Origin of the sequence: Mycolicibacterium novocastrense (assembly GCF_001499835.1) — a bacterium.
Classification (GTDB): Bacteria; Actinomycetota; Actinomycetes; order Mycobacteriales; family Mycobacteriaceae; genus Mycobacterium; species Mycobacterium novocastrense.
Genome location: NZ_LQIH01000016.1, coordinates 54,395 through 79,196, shown reverse-complemented (window position 1 = coordinate 79,196; position 24,802 = coordinate 54,395). Strand labels below are relative to the sequence as shown.

The 24,802-nt window shown below is 67.9% G+C and carries 25 protein-coding genes; 20 read left to right on the top strand and 5 right to left on the bottom strand.

Translation table 11 applies throughout. The features are described 5' to 3' along the window. Positions 1-18: 18 nt before the first annotated feature. Genes purB through AU072_RS14075 form a run of 4 tightly spaced genes read left to right on the top strand, consistent with a single transcriptional unit; the run spans position 19 to position 4,204 of the window. Positions 19-1,437 (top strand): adenylosuccinate lyase, encoded by a 1,419-nt coding sequence (gene purB, locus AU072_RS14090; protein ID WP_064414335.1) that lies wholly within the window; start codon positions 19-21, stop codon positions 1,435-1,437. Continuing rightward, a complete protein-coding gene (locus AU072_RS14085; protein ID WP_064414334.1) occupies positions 1,434-2,666 on the top strand; it encodes a cytochrome P450 in 1,233 nt (410 codons plus the stop codon). Before purB ends, AU072_RS14085 begins: the two co-directional genes overlap by 4 nt. Before the next feature lie 10 nt (positions 2,667-2,676). Continuing rightward, on the top strand, positions 2,677-3,639 hold the full coding sequence (locus tag AU072_RS14080; protein WP_328586850.1) for a tellurite resistance/C4-dicarboxylate transporter family protein: 963 nt from the start codon (positions 2,677-2,679) through the stop codon (positions 3,637-3,639). Beyond that, positions 3,626-4,204, top strand: coding sequence for a DUF1707 SHOCT-like domain-containing protein (locus AU072_RS14075; RefSeq protein WP_064414333.1), 579 nt, complete (start codon positions 3,626-3,628; stop codon positions 4,202-4,204). The genes AU072_RS14080 and AU072_RS14075 overlap by 14 nt, the downstream gene beginning before the upstream one ends. Here the strand turns inward: AU072_RS14075 and AU072_RS14070 are convergent. Together AU072_RS14070 and AU072_RS14065 are read right to left on the bottom strand one after the other, a co-directional pair. After that, positions 4,151-5,065: a type IV toxin-antitoxin system AbiEi family antitoxin domain-containing protein gene (locus tag AU072_RS14070; RefSeq protein WP_064414332.1), complete on the bottom strand. Its 915-nt coding sequence runs from the start codon at positions 5,063-5,065 to the stop codon at positions 4,151-4,153. The genes AU072_RS14075 and AU072_RS14070 overlap by 54 nt on opposite strands. Positions 5,066-5,165: 100 nt before the next feature. Then, positions 5,166-5,783 carry a hypothetical protein gene (locus AU072_RS14065; protein WP_064414331.1) on the bottom strand — a complete coding sequence of 206 codons (618 nt, stop codon included), beginning with the start codon at positions 5,781-5,783 and terminating at the stop codon, positions 5,166-5,168. 31 nt (positions 5,784-5,814) lie between these two features. On the opposite strand from AU072_RS14065, the gene AU072_RS14060 reads away from it, so the two are divergent. From AU072_RS14060 to AU072_RS14035, 6 genes are all read left to right on the top strand, one after another. Beyond that, positions 5,815-6,714, top strand: a complete 900-nt coding sequence (locus tag AU072_RS14060) for a phosphoribosylaminoimidazolesuccinocarboxamide synthase (RefSeq protein ID WP_064414330.1) — start codon at positions 5,815-5,817, stop codon at positions 6,712-6,714. After that, on the top strand, positions 6,711-8,816 hold the full coding sequence (locus AU072_RS14055; RefSeq protein WP_064414329.1) for a S9 family peptidase: 2,106 nt from the start codon (positions 6,711-6,713) through the stop codon (positions 8,814-8,816). The genes AU072_RS14060 and AU072_RS14055 overlap by 4 nt, the downstream gene beginning before the upstream one ends. Positions 8,817-8,861: 45 nt before the next feature. Further along, positions 8,862-9,419 carry a TetR/AcrR family transcriptional regulator gene (locus tag AU072_RS14050; protein ID WP_064414328.1) on the top strand — a complete coding sequence of 186 codons (558 nt, stop codon included), beginning with the start codon at positions 8,862-8,864 and terminating at the stop codon, positions 9,417-9,419. A gap of 9 nt (positions 9,420-9,428) precedes the next feature. Beyond that, positions 9,429-9,926, top strand: coding sequence for a glutathione peroxidase (locus AU072_RS14045; RefSeq protein ID WP_064414327.1), 498 nt, complete (start codon positions 9,429-9,431; stop codon positions 9,924-9,926). A 69-nt stretch (positions 9,927-9,995) separates the two neighbouring features. Further along, positions 9,996-10,700 (top strand): DUF2334 domain-containing protein, encoded by a 705-nt coding sequence (locus tag AU072_RS14040; RefSeq protein ID WP_064414326.1) that lies wholly within the window; start codon positions 9,996-9,998, stop codon positions 10,698-10,700. 24 nt (positions 10,701-10,724) lie between these two features. Next, the gene (locus tag AU072_RS14035; RefSeq protein ID WP_064414366.1) at positions 10,725-12,362 is read left to right on the top strand and encodes an FAD-binding dehydrogenase; all 1,638 of its coding nucleotides are present in this window, start codon (positions 10,725-10,727) and stop codon (positions 12,360-12,362) included. A 1-nt stretch (position 12,363) separates the two neighbouring features. On the opposite strand, the gene AU072_RS14030 is transcribed toward AU072_RS14035, so the two are convergent. After that, entirely contained in the window at positions 12,364-13,017 is a 654-nt protein-coding gene (locus AU072_RS14030) for an MBL fold metallo-hydrolase (protein WP_064414325.1), read from the bottom strand. Between the two features lie 46 nt (positions 13,018-13,063). On the opposite strand from AU072_RS14030, the gene AU072_RS14025 reads away from it, so the two are divergent. Genes AU072_RS14025 through purQ form a run of 3 tightly spaced genes read left to right on the top strand, consistent with a single transcriptional unit; the run spans position 13,064 to position 14,687 of the window. Further along, positions 13,064-13,741: a hypothetical protein gene (locus AU072_RS14025; protein ID WP_064414324.1), complete on the top strand. Its 678-nt coding sequence runs from the start codon at positions 13,064-13,066 to the stop codon at positions 13,739-13,741. 35 nt (positions 13,742-13,776) lie between these two features. Continuing rightward, positions 13,777-14,016: a phosphoribosylformylglycinamidine synthase subunit PurS gene (purS, locus tag AU072_RS14020; protein WP_064401883.1), complete on the top strand. Its 240-nt coding sequence runs from the start codon at positions 13,777-13,779 to the stop codon at positions 14,014-14,016. Next, positions 14,013-14,687 carry a phosphoribosylformylglycinamidine synthase subunit PurQ gene (gene purQ, locus AU072_RS14015; protein ID WP_064414323.1) on the top strand — a complete coding sequence of 225 codons (675 nt, stop codon included), beginning with the start codon at positions 14,013-14,015 and terminating at the stop codon, positions 14,685-14,687. The genes purS and purQ overlap by 4 nt, the downstream gene beginning before the upstream one ends. An 11-nt stretch (positions 14,688-14,698) precedes the next feature. Here purQ and AU072_RS14010 read toward each other — a convergent pair whose 3' ends face one another. Next, on the bottom strand, positions 14,699-15,496 hold the full coding sequence (locus AU072_RS14010) for a family 1 encapsulin nanocompartment shell protein (protein WP_064414322.1): 798 nt from the start codon (positions 15,494-15,496) through the stop codon (positions 14,699-14,701). Beyond that, positions 15,496-16,494, bottom strand: a complete 999-nt coding sequence (locus AU072_RS14005; protein WP_064414321.1) for a Dyp-type peroxidase — start codon at positions 16,492-16,494, stop codon at positions 15,496-15,498. The genes AU072_RS14010 and AU072_RS14005 overlap by 1 nt, the downstream gene beginning before the upstream one ends. 49 nt (positions 16,495-16,543) lie before the next feature. On the opposite strand from AU072_RS14005, the gene AU072_RS14000 reads away from it, so the two are divergent. Genes AU072_RS14000 through AU072_RS13970 form a run of 7 tightly spaced genes read left to right on the top strand, consistent with a single transcriptional unit; the run spans position 16,544 to position 24,798 of the window. Then, positions 16,544-17,803 carry a M18 family aminopeptidase gene (locus AU072_RS14000; RefSeq protein WP_064414320.1) on the top strand — a complete coding sequence of 420 codons (1,260 nt, stop codon included), beginning with the start codon at positions 16,544-16,546 and terminating at the stop codon, positions 17,801-17,803. A 15-nt stretch (positions 17,804-17,818) separates the two neighbouring features. After that, entirely contained in the window at positions 17,819-18,175 is a 357-nt protein-coding gene (locus tag AU072_RS13995; protein ID WP_064414319.1) for a VOC family protein, read from the top strand. A gap of 41 nt (positions 18,176-18,216) precedes the next feature. Then, complete coding sequence (locus tag AU072_RS13990; RefSeq protein WP_064414318.1) at positions 18,217-19,302, top strand: serine hydrolase domain-containing protein; 1,086 nt, start codon at positions 18,217-18,219, stop codon at positions 19,300-19,302. Between the two features lie 45 nt (positions 19,303-19,347). Beyond that, positions 19,348-21,666 carry a phosphoribosylformylglycinamidine synthase subunit PurL gene (gene purL, locus AU072_RS13985; protein ID WP_064414317.1) on the top strand — a complete coding sequence of 773 codons (2,319 nt, stop codon included), beginning with the start codon at positions 19,348-19,350 and terminating at the stop codon, positions 21,664-21,666. Beyond that, complete coding sequence (locus AU072_RS13980; RefSeq protein ID WP_064414316.1) at positions 21,663-23,384, top strand: alpha/beta hydrolase; 1,722 nt, start codon at positions 21,663-21,665, stop codon at positions 23,382-23,384. The genes purL and AU072_RS13980 overlap by 4 nt, the downstream gene beginning before the upstream one ends. After that, the gene (locus AU072_RS13975) at positions 23,384-24,010 is read left to right on the top strand and encodes an Rv0804 family intramembrane glutamic endopeptidase (protein WP_064414315.1); all 627 of its coding nucleotides are present in this window, start codon (positions 23,384-23,386) and stop codon (positions 24,008-24,010) included. The genes AU072_RS13980 and AU072_RS13975 overlap by 1 nt, the downstream gene beginning before the upstream one ends. Further along, positions 24,007-24,798: an SDR family NAD(P)-dependent oxidoreductase gene (locus AU072_RS13970; RefSeq protein WP_064414314.1), complete on the top strand. Its 792-nt coding sequence runs from the start codon at positions 24,007-24,009 to the stop codon at positions 24,796-24,798. The genes AU072_RS13975 and AU072_RS13970 overlap by 4 nt, the downstream gene beginning before the upstream one ends. The last annotated feature ends 4 nt before the right edge of the window (positions 24,799-24,802 follow it).

Sequence of the window (24,802 nt, the reverse complement as noted above, 5' to 3'; positions counted from 1 at the left end):
GTCGTAAGCTCAGTGGTTGTGACGATCCCCAACGTGCTGGCCAATCGGTACGCCAGCGAGGACATGGTGGCGATCTGGTCACCGGAAGCCAAGGTCGTCGCGGAGCGCCGGCTGTGGCTGGCGGTGCTTCGCGCGCAGGCGGAGCTGGGCGTGGATGTGCCCGCCGGCGTGCTCGACGACTACGAGCGGGTGCTCGAACAGGTCGACCTCACCTCGATCGCCGCCCGCGAACGCGTGCTGCGCCACGACGTCAAGGCGCGCATCGAGGAGTTCAACGCGCTGGCGGGCCACGAACACGTGCACAAGGGCATGACGAGTCGCGACCTGACCGAGAACGTCGAGCAGCTCCAGATCCGGCGTTCCCTCGAACTGGTGCACTCCCACGGTGTGGCCGTGGTGGCCCGGTTGGCCGAGCGCGCCGTGTTGTACCGCGATCTGGTGATGGCCGGCCGCAGCCACAACGTCGCGGCACAGGCCACCACATTGGGCAAGCGGTTCGCCTCGGCGGCCGAGGAGCTGCTGATCGCGTTGCAGCGCCTGCGCTCGTTGACCGACCGCTACCCGTTGCGCGGGGTCAAGGGCCCGATGGGCACCGCCCAGGACATGCTCGACCTGTTCGACGGCGACGCCTCGCGGCTTGCCGAACTCGAGCGGAGGGTCGCCGAATTCCTCGGATTCACAGAGATTTTCACCAGTGTCGGGCAGGTGTACCCGCGCTCGCTGGACCACGACGTCGTCTCCGCGCTCGTGCAGGTGGGCGCCGGCCCGTCGTCGATGGCCCACACCATCCGGCTGATGGCCGGCCACGAACTGGTCACCGAGGGCTTCGCACCCGGGCAGGTGGGATCGTCGGCGATGCCGCACAAGATGAACACGCGTTCCTGTGAACGGGTCAACGGGTTGCAGGTGGTGCTGCGCGGTTACGGCTCCATGGCGGCCGAACTCGCAGGCGCGCAATGGAATGAGGGCGACGTGTTCTGCTCGGTGGTGCGTCGCGTGGCGCTGCCGGATGCGTTCTTCGCCGTCGACGGTCAGATCGAGACGTTCCTGACCGTGCTCGACGAGTTCGGCGCCTACCCCGCGGTGATCCAGCGTGAACTGGACCGCTACCTGCCGTTCCTGGCGACGACGCGGATCCTCATCGCCGCCGTCCGGGCCGGGGTGGGCCGCGAAACCGCACACGAGGTGATCAAGGAGCACGCCGTGGCGGTGGCGTTGGCCATGCGGGAGAAGGGCCAGGAACCCGATCTGCTGGACCGGTTGGCGGCCGACTCGCGGCTGCCGCTGGACCGTCCGGCGCTGGATGCTGCGCTGGCCGACAAGCAGGCGTTCACCGGTGCGGCGGGCGATCAGGTGGACCGCGTCGTCGCGGCGGTCGACGAGTTGGTGAGCCGTTATCCCGAAGCGGCCAAATACACTTCGGGTGCCATCTTGTGACACTGGCCGGGATCGACTTCACCGATCTGGACAACTTCGCGAACGGATTTCCGCACGAACTGTTCGCGTTGCATCGGCGCGAGGCTCCGGTGTACTGGCACGAGCCGACCGAGCACACGCCAGACGGGGAGGGGTTCTGGTCCGTGGCCACGTACGCCGAAACGCTTACGGTGTTTCGCGATCCGGAGACCTTTTCGTCGGTGACCGGCGGCTCCCGGCCGTATGGCGGGACGCTGCTGCAGGACTTGGCGATCGCCGGTCAGGTGCTCAACATGATGGACGACCCGCGGCATTCCCAGATTCGCAGGCTGGTCAGCTCGGGCCTGACACCGCGGATGATCCGACGCGTGGAGGACGATCTGCGGGTGCGTGCCCGGCGGCTGTTGGATGCGGTTGAACCCGGGGTGCCGTTCGACTTCCTGGTCGACGTGGCGGCCGAGCTGCCGATGCAGATGATCTGCATCCTGTTGGGAGTGCCGGAGTCCGAACGGCATTGGTTGTTCCAGGCGATCGAGCCGCAGTTCGACTTCGGCGGTTCTCGGAAGGCCGCGGTGGGCCAGTTGACCGCCGAAGAGGCCGGCTCGCGGATGTACACCTACGGGCAGGAGTTGATAGCCGCCAAACGTGCCTCGCCGACCGACGACATGTTGTCGGTAGTCGCGAACGCATCGGTGGACGACGGTGAGCTCGCTCCGGCCCTCCTTTCGGAAATAGAGCTGTACCTGTTCTTCAGCCTGCTGTTCAGCGCCGGTGCCGAGACGACGCGCAACGCGGTGGCGGGTGGCCTGCTGGCGTTGATCGAGAACCCCGACTCGCTGACCGCGCTGCGCAACGACTTGGGGCTGCTGCCGTCGGCGGTCGAGGAGATGGTGCGCTGGTCGTCGCCGTCACCGTCCAAGCGGCGCACCGCAACCCGCGACGTATCGGTGGGTGGATGCGAGATCGAGGCCGGGCAGAAGGTGCAGATCTGGGAGGGTTCGGCCAATCGCGACGCTGCGGTGTTCACCGAACCCGACGTGTTCGACATCGCCCGCAAGCCCAACCCGCACCTGGGCTTCGGCCAGGGGGTGCACTACTGCCTGGGGGCGAACCTGGCGCGGCTCGAACTGCGGGTGTTGTTCGAGGAGTTGCTGTCTAGATTCTCTCAGGCCCGTCTCGTCAAACCCGTCGAATGGACGCGAAGCAACCGGCACACCGGTATGCGGCATCTCGTGATCGAGCTGCGGTGAGCGGCGGGCGGTGAGGCCCGACGCGTTCGCGTTCGTGATGGCGACCGGGATCGTTTCCATCGCGGCGGTCGACCACGGCCTGACCTACGTCAGTGGCGCGCTGGCCGTGCTGGCCGTCCTGGGGCTGCTGGTTCTTGTTGTTGTGGCAGTGGTTTCGTGGTTTCGACGACCGCCCGATTGGTCGGATCCCGATGTGACGATCGGCTTGTTCACGTTCGTGGCGGCGTGTGCGGTGCTCGACAGCAGGTTGATGGCGAACTCGGTGGCGATGTGGGCGCTGGCCGTGCCGGCGGCGTTGGTGTGGTCGGTTTTGGTTGTCTCGACAGCACGCAACTTCGTTCGTCGGGCCTGGAAGGAACTGCAGGGGCGGGCGCGCGGGGCGTGGGAACTGTGCAGCGTCGGCACGTCCGGTTTGGCGATCGTCGCGGTCGCCCTTGCGCGCGACACGGGTTGGCATGCCCTGCTGCTGACCGGCGTCGCGATATGGATCGCCGCGATCGCGATATACGGGGTCATGACGACGTTGATCTTGGCGCGCGCATTCGCTGCGCGGCTGGATCCCGGCGGGTTCGAGCCCGACGCGTGGATATTGATGGGTGGGCTCGCGATCGCGACGTTGGCGGGGGACCACATCCATCGTGCCGGCATCGACGCCGTCCGCGACGTGACCGTCGCGACGTGGTGTCTGGCGACGGCGTGGATTCCGCCGCTGGTCTACTTCGCTGTACGGCATATCGGACGTCCGGGTGCGCGGCGGTTCGCCGGCGTGTGGTGGGCGATGGTCTTTCCGCTGGGCATGTACTCGGCGGCCAGCCATGCTATGGCGGTGGAGACCGGATGGCATGGCATACCGGCGATTTCACTGGTCTTCCTCTGGATCGCATTTGCTGCGTGGATCGCTGTCGCGATCGCGGGAGTGCTGCGGGTGAGTGCTCGGACCCGCCACCTACCCTCGGGTCATGGACATCGATGACTCGAACGTGCGGGTTTCCGACGTCGACCGCGATCATGTGAGGCAACTGCTCGAACGGGCGGTCGGCCAAGGCATGCTCACTCTCGACGAGTTCAGCGAGCGGATCGACACCGTGCTCGCCGCGCGGACCCGCGGCGAGCTGCGCCGGGTGATCGCCGACCTGCCCTCGCCGGATGCACTGCAGCCCGTCGCGGCCGGAGGGGAAGAGCGGCTGCGGGGCCGGATGTCGTCGATCTCGCGACGGGGACCGTGGACGGTGCCTGCGCGTATCGACCTCAACACGCGCCTGTGCGATACGACGCTCGACTTCACCGCCGCGACCCTGCAGAGCCCTACCGTCGTCCTGGATATCGACGATTACTTCAGCTCAACAGAACTGATTCTGCCCGACGGTGCCACCGCCGACCTCAACGGCGTCGAAACCTTCGCGGGCAGCACCACTCTGAAGGTGCCGTACGGTCCGCCCTCGCAACGGCTGCATCTCGTGGCGCGCGGACGGGTGCGATTCGGGTCAGTGACCGCGCGCTATCCGTTCGGTCACGCCTTGCGGCGCATGCTGGGCTGACGGCTGCTGCCGGGTTGCGGCGGCTACTTCGGCGATCACCCGCTCCGGATACGCCGTCAGGTCAAGCCAGGTGAAACGCAACACTTTCCAGCCCAACAGGGCGATCACGTTCTGCCGGTTGCGGTCGATCTGGAAGACCTCGCTGTCGGTGTGGAACGCCCAACCGTCGACCTCGATCGCCACTTTCTCGACCACGAACGCGACGTCGATCCTGTAGCCGCCGAGGGGATAGTTCGTCCGCCATCCGGAGAATCCGGCGTCGCGCAGAAGTTTCACGAGGAGTCGTTCGGCTTCGGAACGCGCACCGTCCTCGGCCGCGCGGAGTAGTCGCCGTGCGGCGGGTGAACCGTGTCTGCCCTTGTTGCGTAGATGCGCCCGCCAGAGTTGGGCGAGTTCGACATGACGCTGCAGGGCGGTGTCCATCAGCTTCGGCCCGCCGCCGCGTCGGACCGCGGCTTCGATCACCGTCAGCGGCAGCGCGGTGAGCCGCAGACCGGCCCGCTCGACGACGTCGCGGGGCGACAGGTCGCGTCGCCGCAACCGCGAGCCGGGGCGGCGTCGGCCGTTGCTCGACTTGGGCACGGTCACGTCGACGACCTCCGGCGCATATTTCGACGCTCCGTGCCACCACGCCGCGGCGAGACCGCTGGCACACGCGCGGTCGCCGTAGCCCCATACCGCGGCTCGGATTCGGGCGGCATCGCTGAATGGTCGGTCGTCGGCGAAATAGACGCCGGGACCGCAGCGACGCCATCGCCCCGCCTGTGCGCGTCTGCGGACAGACTGGTCGCTCAAGCCGATTTCGCGGGCCTGCGCGAGAGTGATGACGCCATCGTGAGCGCGCAATAAATCGTCGAGCACTGCAATAGGACGCCGGCGAGGGCCCGATCGGCTCCCCGCCGCGCGATCTGTGAGTGAAAACGTTCGGTGGGCGATCGAAATCACTCACAAATCGCGGCCCCTAGAGGTGGCGGGCGACGCCTGACGAGCGTAATTCCAGCGCCGCGAGGCCGCGGATCGCGTCGGCGTCGTGCATGCGCCACGCCTCGACGGGGTCGGCGTGCACGGCGACCAGCTTGGCCAGCGGCCGGTTGGCCAGCGCTCGCAGCGCCAACAGCTGCTCGCCCGCAGGGGTGCGGGCCAGCGTGATCGCGGTCCACTTGCGACGGAAGAAGCGCAGCCGAAGGTACAGCCACGGCATCGCGACGAACAGGATCGGCGGCGCGGCCACCGCCAATGCCAGCACCCACGCCAGCCACGACGCCGTGGTGTCGAGGCTGTGACCGGCACCGGCGATGTCGAGTGCGGCCTCGCTGGCCGCCCGTAACGGCTTGCTGAGCGCATCGCCGACGAGTGGGAAGTCGTCGGTGCGCTCGCCCGCTGTATCGAGGTTGTCGGCGACACCGTTGGCACCGGTCTCGACCTGGCGGCCCACCGCCGCGATCGTGGAGACCGCCGAGTGCACAGCCATGCCGACCAGCACCCACACCGTGGTCCAGGCAACCACGACGAAATCGCTGACGAGCTGCGCCAGGACCCGCGAGGGTGTCGTGGCATAGGGGATAAACCGCGAAGTCATGGCTGTAGATGCTGCCCGATAGGCTGGCCCGATGCGCCCCGCTCTGTCCGACTACGAACATCTGGCCAGCGGCAAGGTTCGCGAACTGTATCGCGTGGACGACGAGACGCTGCTCTTCGTGGCCAGCGACCGCATCTCCGCCTACGACTACATCCTCGACTCGCTGATCCCCGACAAGGGCCGCATTCTGACGGCGATGAGCGTGTTCTTCTTCGACCTGTTGAGCCGGACGGCGGGCACGCCCAATCACCTCGCCGGCCCACCCGACGACGAGCGAATCCCCGCCGACGTGCTCGGGCGCGCGCTGGTCGTGCAGGAACTCCAGATGTTGCCGGTGGAGGCGGTGGCCCGCGGATACCTCACCGGTTCGGGGCTCATCGACTATCAGAAGACGGGCGCGGTCTGCGGAATTCCGCTTCCCGGCGGGCTGGTCGAGGCCAGCAAGTTCGACGAGCCGCTGTTCACCCCGGCGACCAAAGCCGAACTGGGACAACACGATGAGAACATCTCGTTCGACGACGTGGTCGAGCTGATCGGCGAGCAGCGGGCCGAACAACTGCGCGATCGGACGTTGGAGACCTACCGTCGCGGCGCCGAACATGCCTTGACCACGGGGATCATCGTCGCCGACACCAAGTTCGAGTTCGGTGTGGACACCGACGGCGAACTGAGGCTGGCCGACGAGGTGTTCACCCCCGACTCGAGCAGGTACTGGCGCGCCGACGACTGGAAAGAAGGCGTGGTGCAGAACAGCTTCGACAAGCAGTTCGTCCGCAACTGGCTCACCTCCGCGGAGTCCGGGTGGGACCGCGGCGGTGACACGCCTCCGCCGCCGCTGCCGCCGGATGTCGTCGAATCGACCCGCGCCCGCTACATCGAGGCCTACGAGCGCATTTCGGGCCGCAAGTTCGACGACTGGATCGGCGCATGAGACCGCCGGAGGCCAAGCGCGTCGACACCCGGCGGGAGCATCACGGCGACGTCTTCGACGATCCCTACGAGTGGCTGCGCGACAAGACCAACCCAGACGTGATCGCACATCTGGAGGCGGAGAACGCCTACACCGAGCATGTCACCGAGCATCTTGCGCCCCTGCGGCAGGCCATCTTCGACGAGATCAAGGCACGCACCAAGGAAACCGATCTCTCGGTGCCGACCAGGCGCGACGCCTGGTGGTACTACGGCCGCAGTTTCGAGGGCAAGCAGTACAGCGTGCACTGCCGTTGCCCCGTAACCGATCCCGACGACTGGACGCCCCCGCTGCTCGACGAGAACACCGAGATCCCCGGTGAGCAGGTTCTGCTCGACGAGAACCTCGAGGCGCAAGGTCACGAGTTCTTCTCGCTGGGCGCCGCCTCGGTCAGCCTGGACGGCAACATCCTCGCCTACTCGGTCGACCTCAAAGGCGACGAGCGGTACACGCTGCGATTCAAGGATTTACGCACCGGTGAACTGTACGAGGACACCATCACCGGTATCGGCCCCGGCGCGACGTGGGCGGCCGACAATCGCACCCTCTACTACTCGACCCTCGATGAGGCGTGGCGTCCGGACACCATCTGGCGGCACCGCCTCGGCGCGGGGCTACCCGCGCAGAAGGTCTACCACGAACCCGACGAACGGTACTGGCTCGGCGTCGGTCGCACCCGCAGCGACAAGTACGTGATCATCGCCGCGGGCAGCGCCGTCACCTCCGAGGTGCGCTACGCCGACGCGACCGACCCGGAGGCCGAATTCACGATCGTGTGGCCGCGCCGCGATCTCGTCGAGTACTCCGTCGAACACGCCGTCGTGGGCGGTGAGGACCGGTTTCTCATCCTGCACAACGACGGAGCGGAGAACTTCACCCTGGTCGAGGCGCCCGTCGGCGACCCCACCGCGGTGCGCACCCTGATCGAACACCGCGACGACGTCCGCCTCGATTCCGTGGACGCGTTCGACGGCCATCTCGTCGTCAGCTATCGCAGTGAGGCGCTGCCGAAGATCCAGCTCTGGCCCCTTCACCCGAGCGGTGAGTACGGCCGTCCCGAGGACTTCACCTTCGAGTCCGAGCTGACGTCGGCGGGACTGAGCGCCAACCCCAACTGGAGCGCACCCAAACTGCGCATCGGCGCCACCTCCTACACCACACCGGTGCGCATCTACGACGTCGACCTGGCCACCGGCGAACGGACGCTGCTGCGCGAACAGCCCGTGCTCGGCGACTACCGGCCCGAAGACTATGTCGAGCGGCGTGATTGGGCGATCGCGCAGGACGGTGCGCGGATACCGATCTCGATCGTGCACAAGATCGGACTGCAGTATCCGGCGCCCACGCTGCTGTACGGCTACGGCGCTTACGAGGCCTGCGAAGATCCGCGGTTCTCCATCGCGCGGCTGTCACTGCTCGATCGCGGGATGGTCTTCGCGGTGGCGCATGTGCGGGGCGGTGGGGAGCTCGGCCGGCCGTGGTACGAACACGGCAAGATGCTCGAGAAGAAGAACAGCTTCACCGATTTCGTCGACGTCGCAGCGCATCTCGTGCAAACCGATGTGACCCGGCCGGAAAATCTGGTGGCGTACGGGGGTAGTGCCGGTGGTCTGCTCGTCGGTGCCGTCGCCAACATGGCTCCGGACTTGTTCGCGGGCATCCTCGCGGTGGTGCCGTTCGTCGACCCGCTCACCACGATCCTCGACCCGTCGCTGCCGTTGACGGTCACCGAGTGGGATGAGTGGGGAAACCCGTTGGAGAGCAAGGACGTTTACGAGTACATGAAGTCGTATTCGCCCTATGAGAACGTCGCGGCGAGGAACTACCCGCGCATACTCGCCATGACGTCGCTCAACGACACCCGGGTGTATTACGTCGAGCCGGCGAAATGGGTTGCCGCACTGCGCCACGCCAAGACCGACGGTCATCCGGTGCTGCTGAAGACGGAGATGAATGCCGGCCACGGCGGTATCAGCGGTCGATACGAACGCTGGAAGGAAACCGCTTTCCAGTACGCCTGGTTACTCGACGCTGCCCGGGCCGATCACGAGCGCCGCCCGTGAAAGCAAGTATCTAGGCACTGTCAAGATTTCGATTATGATGGCCGCATGGGCAAGGCGTCCTACCACCACGGCGATCTGAAGGCCGTCATCCTCGCGGAGGCCGCGAGGCTGGTGGCCGAGCGCGGTGCCGACGGGATCTCGCTGCGAGAACTCGCGCGGGTCGCCGGGGTGTCGCACGCCGCGCCCGCACACCACTTCACCGATCGGCGCGGTCTGTTCACCGCGCTGGCCACGCAGGGGTGGCGCAAACTTGCCGCGGCGCTCGCCGAGGCGAAGCCCGAATTCATCGATGCCGCACTGGCGTACGTGCGCTTCGCGCTCGACCATCCGGGGCACTACGCGGTGATGTTCGACCGCTCGCTCGTCGATCCGGACGACGCGGAGCTGAAGGCGGCTCGCGACGCGGCAGGCGCGGAACTGAGGCAGGGTGTCGGCACCCTCGACGATCAGCGCGCCGCGCAGGACCCTGCGGCTGCGGGGCTCGCGGCCTGGTCACTGGTGCACGGCTTTTCACTGTTGTGGCTCAACAAGGCGATCGACGCCGACGGTGATCCGATGGCGACCGTGCACCGGGTCGCGGGCATGCTGTTCGAGACCGGGTAGCGTACGGGCATGACCGAGACTCCGCTGACCGACATCGCTGTGACCACCCTCGACGGCCGCGACACCACGCTCGGCGAACTGGCCGACGGTGCCGCTCTGGTGGTCAACGTCGCCTCCAAGTGCGGCCTGACTCCGCAGTACACCGCGCTCGAACAGTTGGCCAAGGACTACCGCGACCGCGGGCTGACCGTGATCGGCGTGCCCTGCAACCAGTTCATGGGCCAGGAGCCAGGTACGGCCGAGGAGATTGCCGAGTTCTGCTCGACGACGTACGGGGTGACGTTCCCCTTGCTGGCCAAGACCGACGTCAACGGCGCCGACCGGCACCCCCTGTACGGCGAGTTGACCAAGACGCCCGACGACAGCGGTGAGGCCGGCGACATCCAGTGGAACTTCGAGAAGTTCCTGCTCGCGCCTGGCGGAACGGTCGTCAAGCGGTTCCGGCCGCGCACCGAACCCGACGCTCCCGAGGTGATCGCGGCAATCGAGGACGTGCTGCCGCGATAGCCGCAGATGGCCACCTGCCGTCAGTGTGTTGGAAACCATTGCGACACCTGACGCCGTCACACTGACGGCGTGGCTGGACAGCTGATCGTCTCCGTCTCCGGGATCACCGGGCGCACGATGCCCGACGTCGCGGACTTCTGTTCGCATCTCGACGCGCGTGGTGTGCCGGTCTCGTTTCTGGTGGCGCCCAGGATCAGAGGCGGCCGTCGGCTCGAGGAGGACGCCGCCACCGTCGAATGGCTCGCCGCCCGCAACCACGCCGGTGACACCATCGTGTTGCACGGCTTCGACGAGGCGGCCACCACGAAGCGGCGTGGAGAATTCGCGACCCTGCCCGCACACGAGGCCGGGCTGCGGTTGCTGGCCGCCGACCGCGTGATGGAACACCTGGGTCTGCGTACCCGGCTGTTCGCCGCGCCGGGATGGACCGTATCCAACGGCACCGCTGTGATGCTGCCGCGCAAGGGCTTTCGTCTTCTTGCCGGGCTCACCGACATCACTGACCTGGTCCGAGGGGCGGCTGTACGGTCGCGTGTGCTCGGTAGCGGCGAAGGTTTCCTCAGTGAACCGTGGTGGTGCCGCGCCCTGGTGCTGTTCGCCGAGCGGACGGCGCGACGAAGCGGAATCGTTCGAATCGCGGTCGCCGCCCGGCACTTGCGCAGGCCGGGCGCGCGACAGGCGATGCTCGACGCCGTCGACCTCGCGCTCATGCACCGCTGCGTGCCGGACGTCTACAAATGGCGCCCGAGCCCCGCAATGACCGCCGCCGCTTAGCACCCGACCGCTAACGTGGCGGCCATGGCAGATGCTGACGTCATCGTCGTCGGAGCCGGGCTGGCGGGTCTGGTGGCGGCCTGCGAGCTGATCGACCGCGGGCGCCGCGTTCTGATCGTCGACCAGGAGAACGCCAACAACATCGGTGGTCAGGCGTACTGGTCGTTCGGCGGGCTGTTCTTCGTCGACAGCCCCGAACAACGACGGCTGGGTATTCGCGACAGCCACGAGTTGGCGCTTCAAGACTGGCTCGGCTCGGCCGGATTCGACCGGCCCGAAGACCACTGGCCACGCCAATGGGCGCACGCCTACGTCGATTTCGCCGCCGGTGAGAAACGCGGCTGGCTGCGCGAACGCGGCCTGCAGACGTTCCCGCTCGTCGGGTGGGCCGAGCGCGGCGGATACGACGCGCGCGGACACGGCAACTCGGTGCCCCGATTCCACATCACCTGGGGCACCGGCCCCGCGATCGTCGACATCTTCGCTCGCCGGCTGACCGGGCGCGTACGGTACGCGCACCGGCACAGGGTCGACGAGCTCATCGTCGAGAACGGAGCCGTCGTCGGCGTTCGCGGAACGGTACTCGAGCCCTCGGACGCACCCCGCGGCGTGGCCACCTCACGAGAACTGGTCGGGCAGTTCGAATTCCGGGCCCAGGCGGTGATCGTCGCCAGTGGCGGCATCGGGGGCAACCATGACCTGGTGCGCCAGAACTGGCCCAAACGGATGGGCCGCGTCCCCGAGCAACTGCTGTCCGGTGTGCCCGCACACGTCGACGGGCGCATGATCGGCATCACCGAGGCGGCCGGGGCGCGGGTGATCAACAGCGACCGCATGTGGCACTACACCGAGGGCATCACCAACTACGACCCGATCTGGCCGCTGCACGGCATTCGCATCCTGCCCGGGCCCTCGTCACTGTGGTTGGACGCCAACGGCAACCGCCTGCCGTCGCCGCTGTACCCGGGCTTCGACACGCTCGGCACGCTCGAGCACATCGCGAAGACCGGACAGGACTACACCTGGTTCGTCCTCAACGCCCGCATCATCGCCAAGGAGTTCGCGCTGTCGGGGCAGGAACAGAACCCGGACCTCACCGGACGCAGCATTCGCGACGTGTTGGCGCGGGTCCGTGCCGGGGCGCCGGCGCCGGTGCAGGCGTTCGTCGACCGCGGTGTCGACTTCGTCAGCGCCGACTCGCTGCGCGAACTGGTCTCGGTGATGAACGACGTCCCCGATGTGCTGCCGCTGGACTACGCCACAGTCGAGGCCGAGGTCACCGCCCGTGACCGGGAGGTGGCCAACAAGTTCACCAAGGACACCCAGATCGCCTCGATCCGGGTGGCGCGCAACTATCTCGGCGACCGCGTCAGCCGCGTCGTGGCACCGCACCGGCTGACCGATCCCAAGGCGGGGCCGCTGATCGCGGTGAAGTTGCACATCTTGACGCGAAAGTCGTTGGGCGGCCTGGAAACCGACCTCGACGCACGTGTGCTCAGGCCCGACGGCAACGCGTTCGACGGGCTGTTCGCCGCCGGGGAAGCGGCGGGCTTCGGCGGCGGCGGTGTGCACGGCTACCGGTCGCTGGAGGGCACCTTCCTCGGCGGCTGTGTGTTCTCCGGGCGTGCGGCGGGGCGCGCGGCCGCACGCGATTTGGCCTGACTCAGAATTGCGTGCCGTCTTCGGGTTCGAGCACCTGGAAATCGGTGTCGGTCATCTCGGTGAGCCGGCCGTAGAAGATCCCGCGGGCGCTCGGATCGATGATGCCCTGGTGGATGGGCACCGCATGCGTCGGCGCCACCGCGCGCAGGTAGTCGACCGCCTCGGAGATCTTCATCCACGGCGCGGCCGCGGGGGTGGCGAGGACGTCGACGGGTTCGCCCGGTGCGTACAGGGCGTCGCCGGGGTGCATCAGGCGGGCGCGATGGGTGCCGTCGTCGACGAGGTAGGAGATGTTGTCGATGACCGGGATCTCGGGGTGGATCACCGCGTGCTTGCCGCCGACGCCGCGCACGGTCAGGTGATCGATGGTCAGGACGTCGCCGACGTTGACCGCGCGCCACGGGTCGCCGAGTTGCGCGGCGGTCTGCGGATCGGCGTACAAGGCGGCCTGCGGATTGGCGTCGAGCAGGGCGGGCAACCGCTCGGTGTCGGCGTGGTCGGGGTGCTGATGGGTGATCAGGATCGCCGACAGGCCGGTGATGCCCTCGAATCCGTGCGAGAAGACGCCCGGATCGAACAGGATCGTCGCTTCGTCACCGGATTGGCTTGTGAAATTGGCCAGTAAGCATGAATGTCCGAAATGGGTCAATTGCATGGCTATATTGTGGCGGCGCCGGCCGTGTTCAGGGGGTAGTTGAGTCGTGCGTTTGCTGCTTGCGGTGGCCCTCGCCACGTTCGGCGTGGCGTTGACCGTCGGCCCGGTGCCCGGCCCCGCAGCGCGGGCGGTCCCGGGTGTGTGCCCGCCGATCTGCGATGCGATCCCTGACGCGGCGTGGCCGTCCTCGAGTGCGCTACCGCTGTCCTCGGTGTACCGGTGGCCGGGGCTGGCCGGGCTGGCGGTCACCGCGCCCGCGCCGCGGTTCCTGTTCGAGGAACTCTGCGCCAGCCCGCCGCTGCCTGGCGACCCGCGCGACTACGTCGTGGCGGCAAAGGCGCAGGTCACCCATCCGGCCGGTCAGTGGCAGTTGCGGGCGCAGGTGCTGCATTGGCGCGGAGACGTCGCGCACAACGGACCCCTCACCCGTGCGGTGCTCGACTCGGCGCAGTTGCGGCTGCGGACCTGCCAGCTGACGGCGCCTCTGGTGTCGCCGTCGATCACCACGGCCGATCCCGAACGGCTGGCCGCGGTGATCAGTGTGGCCGGGCAGAAGGTGGTGCGCCAGTACCTGCTGGCCCACCCCACCAGCGGCAGCCTCGTCGAACTCGCGCTGTGGTCGACGCTGCCGCTGCAGGTGCCATGGCCGGCGGTGCCCGATGCGCAGGTTCTCGACGCGCTGGCCGCCCCGCTGTGCGAGGCGTATCTCGGTTCGTGCCGGTGAGTCGCGCGCAACGGAACCGCCGGTACAGTTGACGCGTGGCAAGGGTGGTGGTGCACGTGATGCCCAAGGCCGAGATCCTCGACCCGCAGGGGCAGGCGATCGTCGGCGCATTGGGCCGTCTGGGCTTCAATGGTGTCTCAGATGTCAGGCAGGGCAAGCGTTTTGAGCTCGAGGTCGATGACAGCATCGACGACGACACCCTTGCCGAGATCGCGGAATCGCTGTTGGCGAACACCGTGATCGAGGATTGGTCGGTGAGTAGGGAGCAACCATGACGGCACGTGTGGGCGTCATCACATTCCCGGGCACCCTTGACGACGTCGACGCCGCGCGCGCGGTGCGGTTGGCAGGTGCCGAGCCCGTTTCGCTGTGGCATGCGGACGCCGACCTGAAGAGCGTCGACGCCGTGGTGGTGCCCGGCGGGTTCTCCTACGGGGACTATCTGCGCGCCGGAGCGATCGCGAAGTTCGCACCCGTGATGGGCGAGGTCATCAGGGCCGCCGAGGGCGGTATGCCGGTTTTGGGGATTTGCAACGGTTTTCAGGTGCTGTGCGAGTCCGGCCTGCTGCCGGGCGCCTTGACCCGCAACATCGGGCTGCACTTCGTCTGCCGCGACATCTGGCTGCAGGTGGCGTCGAACTCCTCGGCCTGGACGTCGCGATATGAGACCGGCGCCGACGTGCTGATCCCGCTGAAGTCCGGCGAGGGCCGGTACGTGGCCAGCGACAAGGTGCTCGACGAGCTCGAGGGCGAAGGGCGCGTGGTGTTCCGGTACCGCGACAACCCCAACGGCTCACAGCGCAACATCGCAGGCATCAGCTCGGCCAACGGACGCGTCGTCGGTCTGATGCCACATCCCGAACACGCCACCGAGGCGCTGACCGGACCGTCCGACGACGGGCTGGGCCTGTTCTACAGCGCACTCGACGGCGTCCTCAGCGCCTAGGGCCGCGGAGGTCAAGGGGTCAGGGCCACCGAGGCTTCGGCGGTGTAGCACAGGAACGTCAGCGTCTCCTCCAGATACAACTGCACGGTGGCTGCGTCGTGCGACAGGTATCCGATCGACACATCGGTGCCCAGCTGTAGGTCGAAATCGCCTCCGCGCGTTGACAACACGAATGCACCGTCGATGGCCGGCGCCCAGATGATGTCGCCGTCGACGAGCCGGTTGAGGTGCTCGCGGATCGGATAGCCGTGTTGGGTGGTTTCACTGACCTTGGTGTACACCTCCGCCGACAGCAGAACCGAATACGGGCCGTCGACGCCGGAGAGCCGCAACTCGGAGAGCGCCTGGGAGATGACGTCGGGGATGTCGCGTTCGTCGTCGGGCAGCGCGAGCGCGGTGTTCGAACTGCACGCCCGGATGCCTTCGATCGACGCCGCCGCATAACCCTCGAAGATCGCCCGGTCCTCGGCGAACGCCAACTTCATGGCGGCGTCCTTGACCGGATCCCAGTCCGAGTCCTGCGAACCGCGCTCGACATCGTCGATCGCGGTGCGCGACACCGTGAACGGCACGCGAAGCCGCACCAGCGGTTTGGCCTCCCGCAGGTGCGCGACCACGCCGTCGCCCGGAGGTGTCACGTCGCGCAGGTGGCCCGTGCTGATCGCGGCGGCGACCGGGCCGCCCGGCTCGCTGACGTCCACCACGCGACGACCGGCGATGTGACGCTTGAAGGTTCGTGACGCCTCGAGCTCGATCTCCGCCCAGGCGGCTGCGGTGATCGGTGCGAGATCGCGATACAGATTGTTCATCAGCGGGTTCCTTTCAGGCTGCCGATGGCCAGCGAGCCCCCGTATTCGGCGGGGGTGACCGAACCGGGCAGAGGGGGAGGATCGTCGAGGAAGTCGAGCGTCGGGGTGAAGAACAGGCCGCCCGTCAACGCGGTCGAGAAGTCCAGGATGCGATCGGTGTTCCCGGGCGGGTCGCCGAGGAACATGTTGTCGAGCATCCGCTCGGTGACGGCCGGCGTCCGCGAATACCCGATGTAGTAGGTGCCGAACTCGCCCTTGCCGATCTCGCCGAACGGCATGTTGTGCCGAACGATTTTCAGTTCGTTGCCGTCGCCGTCGGTGATCACGTTGAGCGCGACATGGGAATCGGCCGGTTTGACGTCGTCGTCGAGTTCGATGTCGTCGAGTTTGGTGCGGCCGATCACCCGCTCCTGTTCCTCCACCGACAGGGAGTTCCACGCGGTCATGTCGTGCACGTACTTCTGCACGTGGACATAACAGCCGCCGGCGAAATCGGGGTCCTCGTTACCGATCTGGGTGGCCGACCGCGCGAGCGCACCGTCGGGGTTCTCGGTGCCGTCGACGAAGCCCATCAGGTCGCGGTTGTCGAAGAACTTGAAGCCGTGCGTCTCGTCGACGATGGTGATCGCGCCGGCCATGGCGTCGACCAGCTTGGTGGCCAACTCGAAACAGACGTCCATCGACTCTGCCCGGATATGGAACAGCACGTCACCGTCGGTGGCCGGGGCGTGGTGGCGGTCGCCGCGAATCTCGGCGAAAGGGTGCAGTTCGGCCGGTCGGGGGCCGGTGAACAGCCGGTCCCAGGCGTTGGACCCGATCGACGTGATCGCCGACAGCCGCTTGGCCGGATCGCGGAAACCGATGGCCCGCACCAGCCCCGAGATATCGGGCAGCGCGTCGTGGACGGTCACCTCCCCACCGTCGACGATGGTCGCCACCAGGAAGACGGCCGCAGGCGTCAACGGTTCGAGCACCGGTTGCGGTTGGATCTCGGGCACAACTGGACCCTAGCGTCAATGATCTTGATTCACCGGTAAAGATGAAGGAATGGCAGCTAGCCCCCAGAGACTGTGCGAGTTCATCGACGCGTCGCCGTCGCCGTACCACGTCTGCGAGACGGCTGCGGCGCGCCTGCGCGAGGCCGGCTTTCGCGAATTGTCCGAAGCCGACGCCTGGCCCACCCACGGGAACTTCTTCGTCCTGCGCGCCGGTTCGCTGATCGCCTGGCGCACCGACGGGGGTAGCCGTAACTCCTCGTTCCGTATCGTCGGCGCCCACACCGACAGCCCCAACCTTCGGGTCAAACAGCACCCTGACCGGTTCGTCTCGGGTTGGCGAGTGGTTGCGCTGGCGCCTTACGGCGGCGCGTGGCTGAACTCGTGGCTCGACCGCGATCTCGGGATCAGCGGCCGGTTGTCGGTGCGCACCGGCAGCGGGTTGGTGCACCGCTTGGTGCGGATCGACGAGCCGATCCTGCGGGTGCCTCAGCTGGCCATCCACCTCGCCGAGGACCGCAAGGCCGTCGAGCTGAACCCGCAGCGCCACGTCAACGCGGTGTGGGGCGTCGGGAGCGGGCCCCGGTCGTTCCTGGACTACGTGGCCGAGCAGGCCGAGGTGGCGGCCGACGACGTGCTGGGCGCCGACCTGATGACCCATGACCTGACACCGTCGCGCCTGGTCGGTGCGGACCGCGATCTGGTGAGCGCCCCGCGGCTGGACAACCAGGCGACCTGCTATGCCGGGCTGGAGGCGTTCCTGGCGGCCGAGCCGAGCGGATATTCGCCGGTGCTGGTGCTGTTCGACCACGAGGAGGTCGGATCGCAGTCCGACCACGGCGCCCAGTCCGACCTCCTGCTGACCGTGCTCGAGCGCATCACGCTCAGTGCGGGCGGCGGGCGCGAGGATTTCCTGCGGCGCCTCCCCGGCTCGATGGTGGCGTCCGGCGACATGGCGCACGCCACCCACCCGAACTACCCCGAGCGCCACGAGCCGGGACACCTCATCGAGGTCAACGCCGGACCGGTGCTCAAGGTGCAGCCCAACCTGCGCTACGCCACCGACGGACGCACCGCCGCCGCGTTCGCGCTGGCATGCGCGCAGGCCGGGGTGCCGCTACAGCGCTACGAACACCGGGCCGACCTGCCGTGCGGGTCGACGGTCGGGCCGATGACCGCGGCGCGCACCGGCATCCCGACCGTCGACGTCGGCGCCGCCCAGCTGGCCATGCATTCCGCACGAGAGGTGATGGGCGCAGACGACGTCACCGCCTACGCCGCGGCGTTGACGGCATTTCTGTCACCGCGGTGATCTAAGGTCGGCGCCATGGCCCTCGCCGTGTTCAACGTCACCTTCGACAGCACCGATCCCGACCGGCTCGCCGAGTGGTGGGCCCGCGCCCTGGGTGGCCAGGTAAACCCAATGGCGCCAGGCTTTTTCGTGACGGTCTCGCCTCCCGACGGCGCCACCGGCCTCGGCTTCCAGAAGGTCGACGATCCCACACCGGGTAAGAATCGACTCCACCTGGATCTGGGCGCCGACGACGTCGAGTCGGAGGTCAGGCGGCTGGTCGAACTCGGCGCCACCGAGAAAGGGCGGCACAGCATGGGCGATTTCGGATGGGTGGTGCTGGCCGATCCGGACGGGAACGAGTTCTGCATCGGTTCGTCCGACCACCCGTAGAACGGGTGTGAAACCGAGCGCACCCCCTTACCGTCGATCCTGTGACTCGACCGGTCCGTGCGGTGACGGCGGCCCTGGCCGCCGCGCTGCTGATCAGCGCCTGCGCAGCCGAAGCCCCCGCGCCCCCGGTCGAGACAGCGGTCGAATCCGACGATCGCCCCGTCCGCAGCCAGAACTTGCTGGTCGACGTCGTCGCATCCGGCTCTCCGGGGTGCTCGGCGGCGGTGGGCGTCGACGGCGCCGTGGTCTGGGTCGGAGCCCGCGGCCTCGCTGACGTCGCCACCGGTGCCCAGATCAGCACCGACACCGCGTTCGACATCGCCTCGGTGTCCAAACAGTTCACGGCGACCGCGATCCTGCTGCTGGCCGGCCGACAGCAGCTCGCGCTCGACGACACCTTGACGATGCACGTTGCCGGGCTTCCGCCGTGGGCCGGCACGGTCACCGTCGGGCAGCTGATGCATCAGACCAGCGGGATTCCCGACTACATGGGGCTACTCGAAGACGCCGGCTTCGCGTTGACCGACCGCACCACCAACGCCGACGCCCTGAGGGTATTGGGGTCCGTGACCGAACTCGACTTCGAGCCAGGCACGGCGTTCGAGTACTCGAACTCGAACTACGTGCTGCTGGCCGAGATCGTCGAACGGGCCGCACGACAACCGCTCTCGGCGTTCCTGGCCGAGCGGATCTTCTGGCCGCTCGAGCTGGCCATGGTCCTTGACCCCGCCGGCCCGGTCCCCGGCGCCGCGGTGCCCTACACGGAGGCCGACGGTGAATACACCCCGGCGCGGACCGCATGGCAGCAGGTCGGTGATGGTTCGATCCAGACCGCGCCGAGCCAACTGGTGCGCTGGGCGGACAACTACCGCACCGGCGAAGTCGGCGGCCGCAAACTGCTCGACGCCCAGCTGGCCGGGGCGGTCGAGACGGGAGAGGGTGACCGGTACGGCGCCGGCATATACGAATACGCCGATGGCGCGCTGGGCCATGACGGGTCCTGGGGCGGCTTCCTCACCGACTTCCGGATCGATCGAGACCGGCACACGTCGGTGGCCGTGAGCTGCAACGCCGACACGCAGGACCCGAGTGCCCTGGCCGACGCGCTCGCGCGAATCTGGGGCTAGGCGCGTGTCGGGTGCCCGAGACGGCGGACAACCTAGAATGGCCTCGTGACGTCGGAGCTAACCCACGCCTTGAACACTGTAGACACCGTCGACAGAGCCGCCGCCACTCCCGATCACCCCCAGCCGTTCCGCGAACTCGGCCTCAAGGACGACGAGTATCAGCGGATCCGCGAAATTCTGGGCCGCAGGCCCACCGACGCCGAACTCGCGATGTATTCGGTCATGTGGAGCGAGCACTGTTCGTACAAGTCGTCGAAGGTGCATCTGCGCTACTTCGGCGAGACCACCACCGACGAAATGCGCAAGACGATGCTGGCCGGCATCGGCGAGAACGCCGGCGTCGTCGACATCGGTGACGGCTGGGCCGCCACCTTCAAGGTCGAGTCGCACAACCACCCGTCCTACATCGAGCCCTACCAGGGAGCGGCCACCGGTGTCGGCGGCATTGTTCGCGACATCATGGCCATGGGCGCACGTCCGGTCGCGGTGATGGACCAGTTGCGTTTCGGTGCAGCCGACGCGCCCGACACCCGCCGCGTCGTCGACGGGGTGGTGCGCGGTATCGGCGGCTACGGCAACTCGTTGGGACTGCCCAACATCGGTGGCGAGACCGTGTTCGACGCGTCGTACGGCGGTAACCCGTTGGTCAACGCGCTGTGTGTGGGGGTGTTGCGCAAGGAGGACCTGCACCTGGCGTTCGCGTCGGGCACCGGCAACAAGATCATCCTGTTCGGCGCCCGCACCGGGCTGGATGGCATCGGCGGCGTCAGCGTGCTGGCCAGTGAGACGTTCGGCGGCGACGAATCCGGGGCCTCCGGACGCAAGAAGCTGCCCAGCGTCCAGGTGGGCGATCCGTTCATGGAGAAGGTGCTCATCGAATGCTGCCTGGAGTTGTACGCCGCTGACCTCGTGGTCGGCATTCAGGACCTCGGCGGAGCCGGATTGTCCTGCGCCACATCCGAACTCGCATCGGCCGGCGACGGCGGCATGCGCATCGAGCTGGATGCGGTGCCGTTGCGGGCGGCGAACATGACGCCCGCCGAGATCCTGTCGAGCGAGTCGCAGGAGCGCATGTGCGCGGTCGTCGCACCCGAGAACGTCGACAAGTTCATGGCCGTCTGCCGTAAGTGGGAGGTGCTGGCCACGGTCATCGGCGAGGTCACCGACGGCGATCGCCTGCAGATCACCTGGCACGGTGAGACCGTCGTCGACGTGCCGCCGCGCACCGTCGCACACGAGGGCCCGGTCTACGAGCGGCCGGTGCAGCGGCCCGAGACACAGGACGCGCTCAACGCCGACACCACCGCCAAACTGCCGCGACCGTCGACCGGTGACGAACTCAAGGCGACTCTGCTTGCGCTGCTTGGCAGTCCACACCTGTGCAGCCGAGCGTTCATCACCGAGCAGTACGACCGCTACGTGCGCGGCAACACCGTGCTGGCCGAGGACGCCGACGGCGGCCTGCTGCGGGTCGACGAGGCGACGGGCCGCGGCATCGCGATCTCGACCGACGCGTCGGGCCGCTACACCGCGCTCGACCCCTACACCGGCGCGCAACTGGCGCTGGCCGAGGCGTACCGCAACGTCGCGGTCACCGGCGCAACACCGGTCGCGGTGACCAACTGCCTGAACTTCGGCTCCCCGGAGGATCCCGGCGTCATGTGGCAGTTCAGCCAGGCCGTACGAGGTCTCGCCGACGGCGCTGCGGCACTGGGGATTCCGGTCACCGGCGGCAACGTGAGCTTCTACAACCAGACCGGCACCACCGCGATCCTGCCCACCCCGGTGGTCGGTGTGCTCGGGGTGATCGACGACGTCAAACGGCGCATCCCCACCGGATTCGGCGACGAACCCGGCGAGACGCTGATGCTGCTCGGTGACACCCGCGACGAGCTCGACGGGTCCATCTGGGCGCAGGTGACCGCCGACCACCTCGGCGGTCTCCCGCCGAAGGTGGACCTCGAGCGCGAGAAACTGCTGGCCGACGTGCTGACGGCGGCATCCCGCGACGGGCTGGTCTCGGCCGCCCACGACCTGTCCGAGGGCGGCCTGATCCAGGCCGTCGTCGAGGCCGCACTTCGCGGTGAGACCGGTTGCCGCATCGTGCTTCCCGAGGGCAGCGACCCGTTCGTCATGTTGTTCTCCGAATCGGCGGGCCGGGTCCTTGTCGCGGTGCCGCGCACCGAGGAGAGCCGCTTCCGCGCGATGTGCGAGGCCCGCGGACTGCCCGCCACCCGCATCGGCGTGGTGGACGGGGCCGGCGGGGATGAAGGGGCCGCCGTCGAGGTCCAGGGTCAGTTCAGCGTCACTTTGGAGGACCTGCGCAGCACGTCGGAGAGCGTGCTGCCCAGGTTGTTCGGGTGAGCGAGACCACCCGACAACAACACCCCATATACATCTGGGCGTGGCGCCTGCTCCGCCTCGACTTCGTCGGAATCGCCTTCGGCGCACTGTTCTTCTGCCTTTCGCTGACCCCCTCGCTGTTGCCCCGGGACTGGTTGTTCGCGGGGCTGATCGGCGGCATCAACGCCGCGATCGGCTACGGCATCGGCGTCTTTGTGGCGAAGATGGTGCGCCGCTTCGTGTTACGGCGGGTCAGTTGGTGGCCGCCCGCGAAGCCGGTGCTGTGGGCGGCCGAGAGTGTCACGGTGGTGCTGGCGATCGCGGCCAGCGTGCTCATGGTGATCCCCGCCGCCGCATGGCAGCGTCAGGTGTCGGCGGTGATGGGCATGGAAGGTCCCACGACGTTCGGATACCTGCGCACGCTGGTGCTCGCGGTGCTCGTCGGGGCGGTGTGTGTGGCCATCGCCCGGGTGCTGCTCGACATCATCAAGACGATGGCCCGGTTCTTCATCCGCCGGTGGCATCTGCACGACGAGGTGGCATTGTTCATCGGCACGGCGATCGTCGTGGTGCTCGCCATCATGCTGATCAACGGTGTCCTGGTTCGCGGTTTCCTCGCCGGCGCCAACCGCGTGTTCCAGCCGCAGAACACCACCACCAGGGCGGGGGTGATCCAGCCGATCGAGCCCGAGAAGTCCGGCAGCCCAGAGTCGTTCGCAGCCTGGGACACCCTGGGCTATCAGGGCCGGAACTTCGTCGCGACCGGTCCGGACGCCCGGGAGCTCACCGAACTGAACGGCACGCCCGCCAAAGAGCCGATCCGCGTGTACGTCGGCCTGCAGACCGCCGAGACCGATGAGCAGCGGATGGCGGTGTTGCTCAGCGAACTCGAACGCACCGGTGCATTCGAGCGCGAGCTGCTGGTGATCGTCCCCACCACCGGCACCGGCTGGATCAACCCCGTGGCCGCCCGGTCGCTGGAGATGATGTACAACGGCGACACCGCCCTGGTGGGCTCGCAGTACTCCTTCCTGCCGAGCTGGATCTCCTTCCTCGGCGACCAGCAGAAGTCGATGGAATCCGGGCGCATGATGATCGACGCGATTCATCAACGCTGGGAACAACTTCCAGAGGATCGGCGACCCAAGCTCGTGCTCTACGGGGAGAGCCTCGGTTCGATGGCAGGCCAGGGTGCGTTCGACTGGCTCCCCGACATCTCGCGGATGGGCTTCTCCTCGGTGTTGTGGGTGGGCCCGCCGAACGCCAGCCCGCTGTGGAGGGCGATCACCGAGCGGCGTGATCCCCGAACCCCCGAAGTCGAACCGCGGTACGACAACGGCCGCACCGTGCGCTTCTCCCAGGCCACCGATCCCGCGCAGATCGCGAAGGTGGCCACCACGCCGTGGGAGGGCACGCGCGTGTTGTTCCTGCAGCACCCCTCCGATCCGATCGTGTGGTGGTCGACCGACCTGCTGACCACTCGGCCCGACTGGTTGCGCGAACCGCCCGGCATCGACCGCACCGCATCGATGCGGTGGTATCCGATCGTCACCTTCGGGCAGGTCGCCGCCGATATGACGAATGCAAGTTCCGTGCCCGGCGGCCACGGCCACAACTACGGCGACCTCGTGCTCGACGGGTGGGCCGCGGTGGCGCCGCCCCCGGGGTGGACTCCCGAGGACACCGAACGCATCCGCACCGCCCTGGCCGAATCCGACTCCAAGGGCGGACCCCAATAGTGGTCCAGGCGGGGAAGTTTCGTGCCGCCGCGATCGCGGTCGTGCTGGTGGTGTGGAGTTTCATCGCGCCCCGGGTGCGATTCCACCCGATGTGGAATGCCGCACTGGGCGCGGGCGTCTACGCGCTCGCGCGCCCACCGCTGGGGCTGCGCCCACCAGCGCTGTGGTCGGGCCTGCGCTACGGACTGGCCGTGGCCGTGCCGATCGGGCTGGGGGTCGCCGTCGCCACCGCGATCCCGCCGGTGCGGCGCGGAATGGCTGCCCGGGAACTGCCGGACCGTCCGGTGCGGTGGATGGCGCTGAACATCCCGATCGGTACCGTGTGGCCCGAGGAGGTCGCCTACCGCGCGACGTTGGGCAACGCCGCCGAGACCGCTTTCCAGCCCGCGCGCGGGCGCCTGCTGCAGGCGGTGGCATTCGGTCTCTGGCACATCATGGACGCCCGCATCACCGGCAACCCGATCCTGGGCACAGTCCTGTTCACCGGCGTCGCGGGCTGGTTGTTCGGGTGGCTGCACGCTCGGTCGGGCAGCGTCGTGGCGCCGATGCTCGCGCACTTGGCAGCCAACGAAGCCGCGGCATTGGCGGCGCTGGCCGTGCAGCGGCGCATAGAGTCCCGGTCATGAGCACATCGGGGCGGGCCCGGTCGCGGACCTTCGTCGTGACCGGTGCGGCGTCGGGCATCGGCCTGGCCACCGCGAGACGCCTGCTCGCCGAGGGCGGCACGGTCATCGGTACCGATGTGGCCGAGCCCCGCGAGAACCTGGGCGACGGCTTCGAGTTCGTCGGCGCCGACGTCACCGACGAGCGTGCGATCGGCGGCGTCTTCGCCGCGGTCGGGGGTCGCCTGGACGGGGTCGTGCACGCCGCGGGGGTGGCCGGTGGCGGGCCGGTACACCTGCTCGACCGCGCCGAATGGGACCGCGTCATCGCGGTCAACCTCACCGGGACGTTCCTGGTGGCCAAGGCCGCCCTGGCGAAGATGATCGAACAACCGCGGGTGGGCGGTGAGCGCGGATCGATCGTCACCTTGGCCAGCGTTGAAGGGTTGGAGGGGACGGCAGGCGGCAGCAGCTACAACGCCGCAAAGGGGGGCGTCGTGATCCTGACCAAGAACATCGCACTCGACTACGGCCCCAGCGGTATTCGCGCGAACGCCATCTGTCCCGGTTTCATCGACACCCCGATGCTGGAAAGCGTGATGGGCCTCGAGGGTATGGAGGGACCACTGCAGTCCATCACCGAAGAGCATGCGCTGCAGAGGCGGGGGCGCCCCGACGAGATCGCGTCGGTCGCAGCGTTTCTCGTCTCACCCGATGCGTCGTTCGTCACCGGTCAGGCGATCGCGGTGGACGGCGGCTACACCGCCGGGCGCGACCACGGCGTGGTGAGACTGTTCGGATTCCCCGACTGATTCC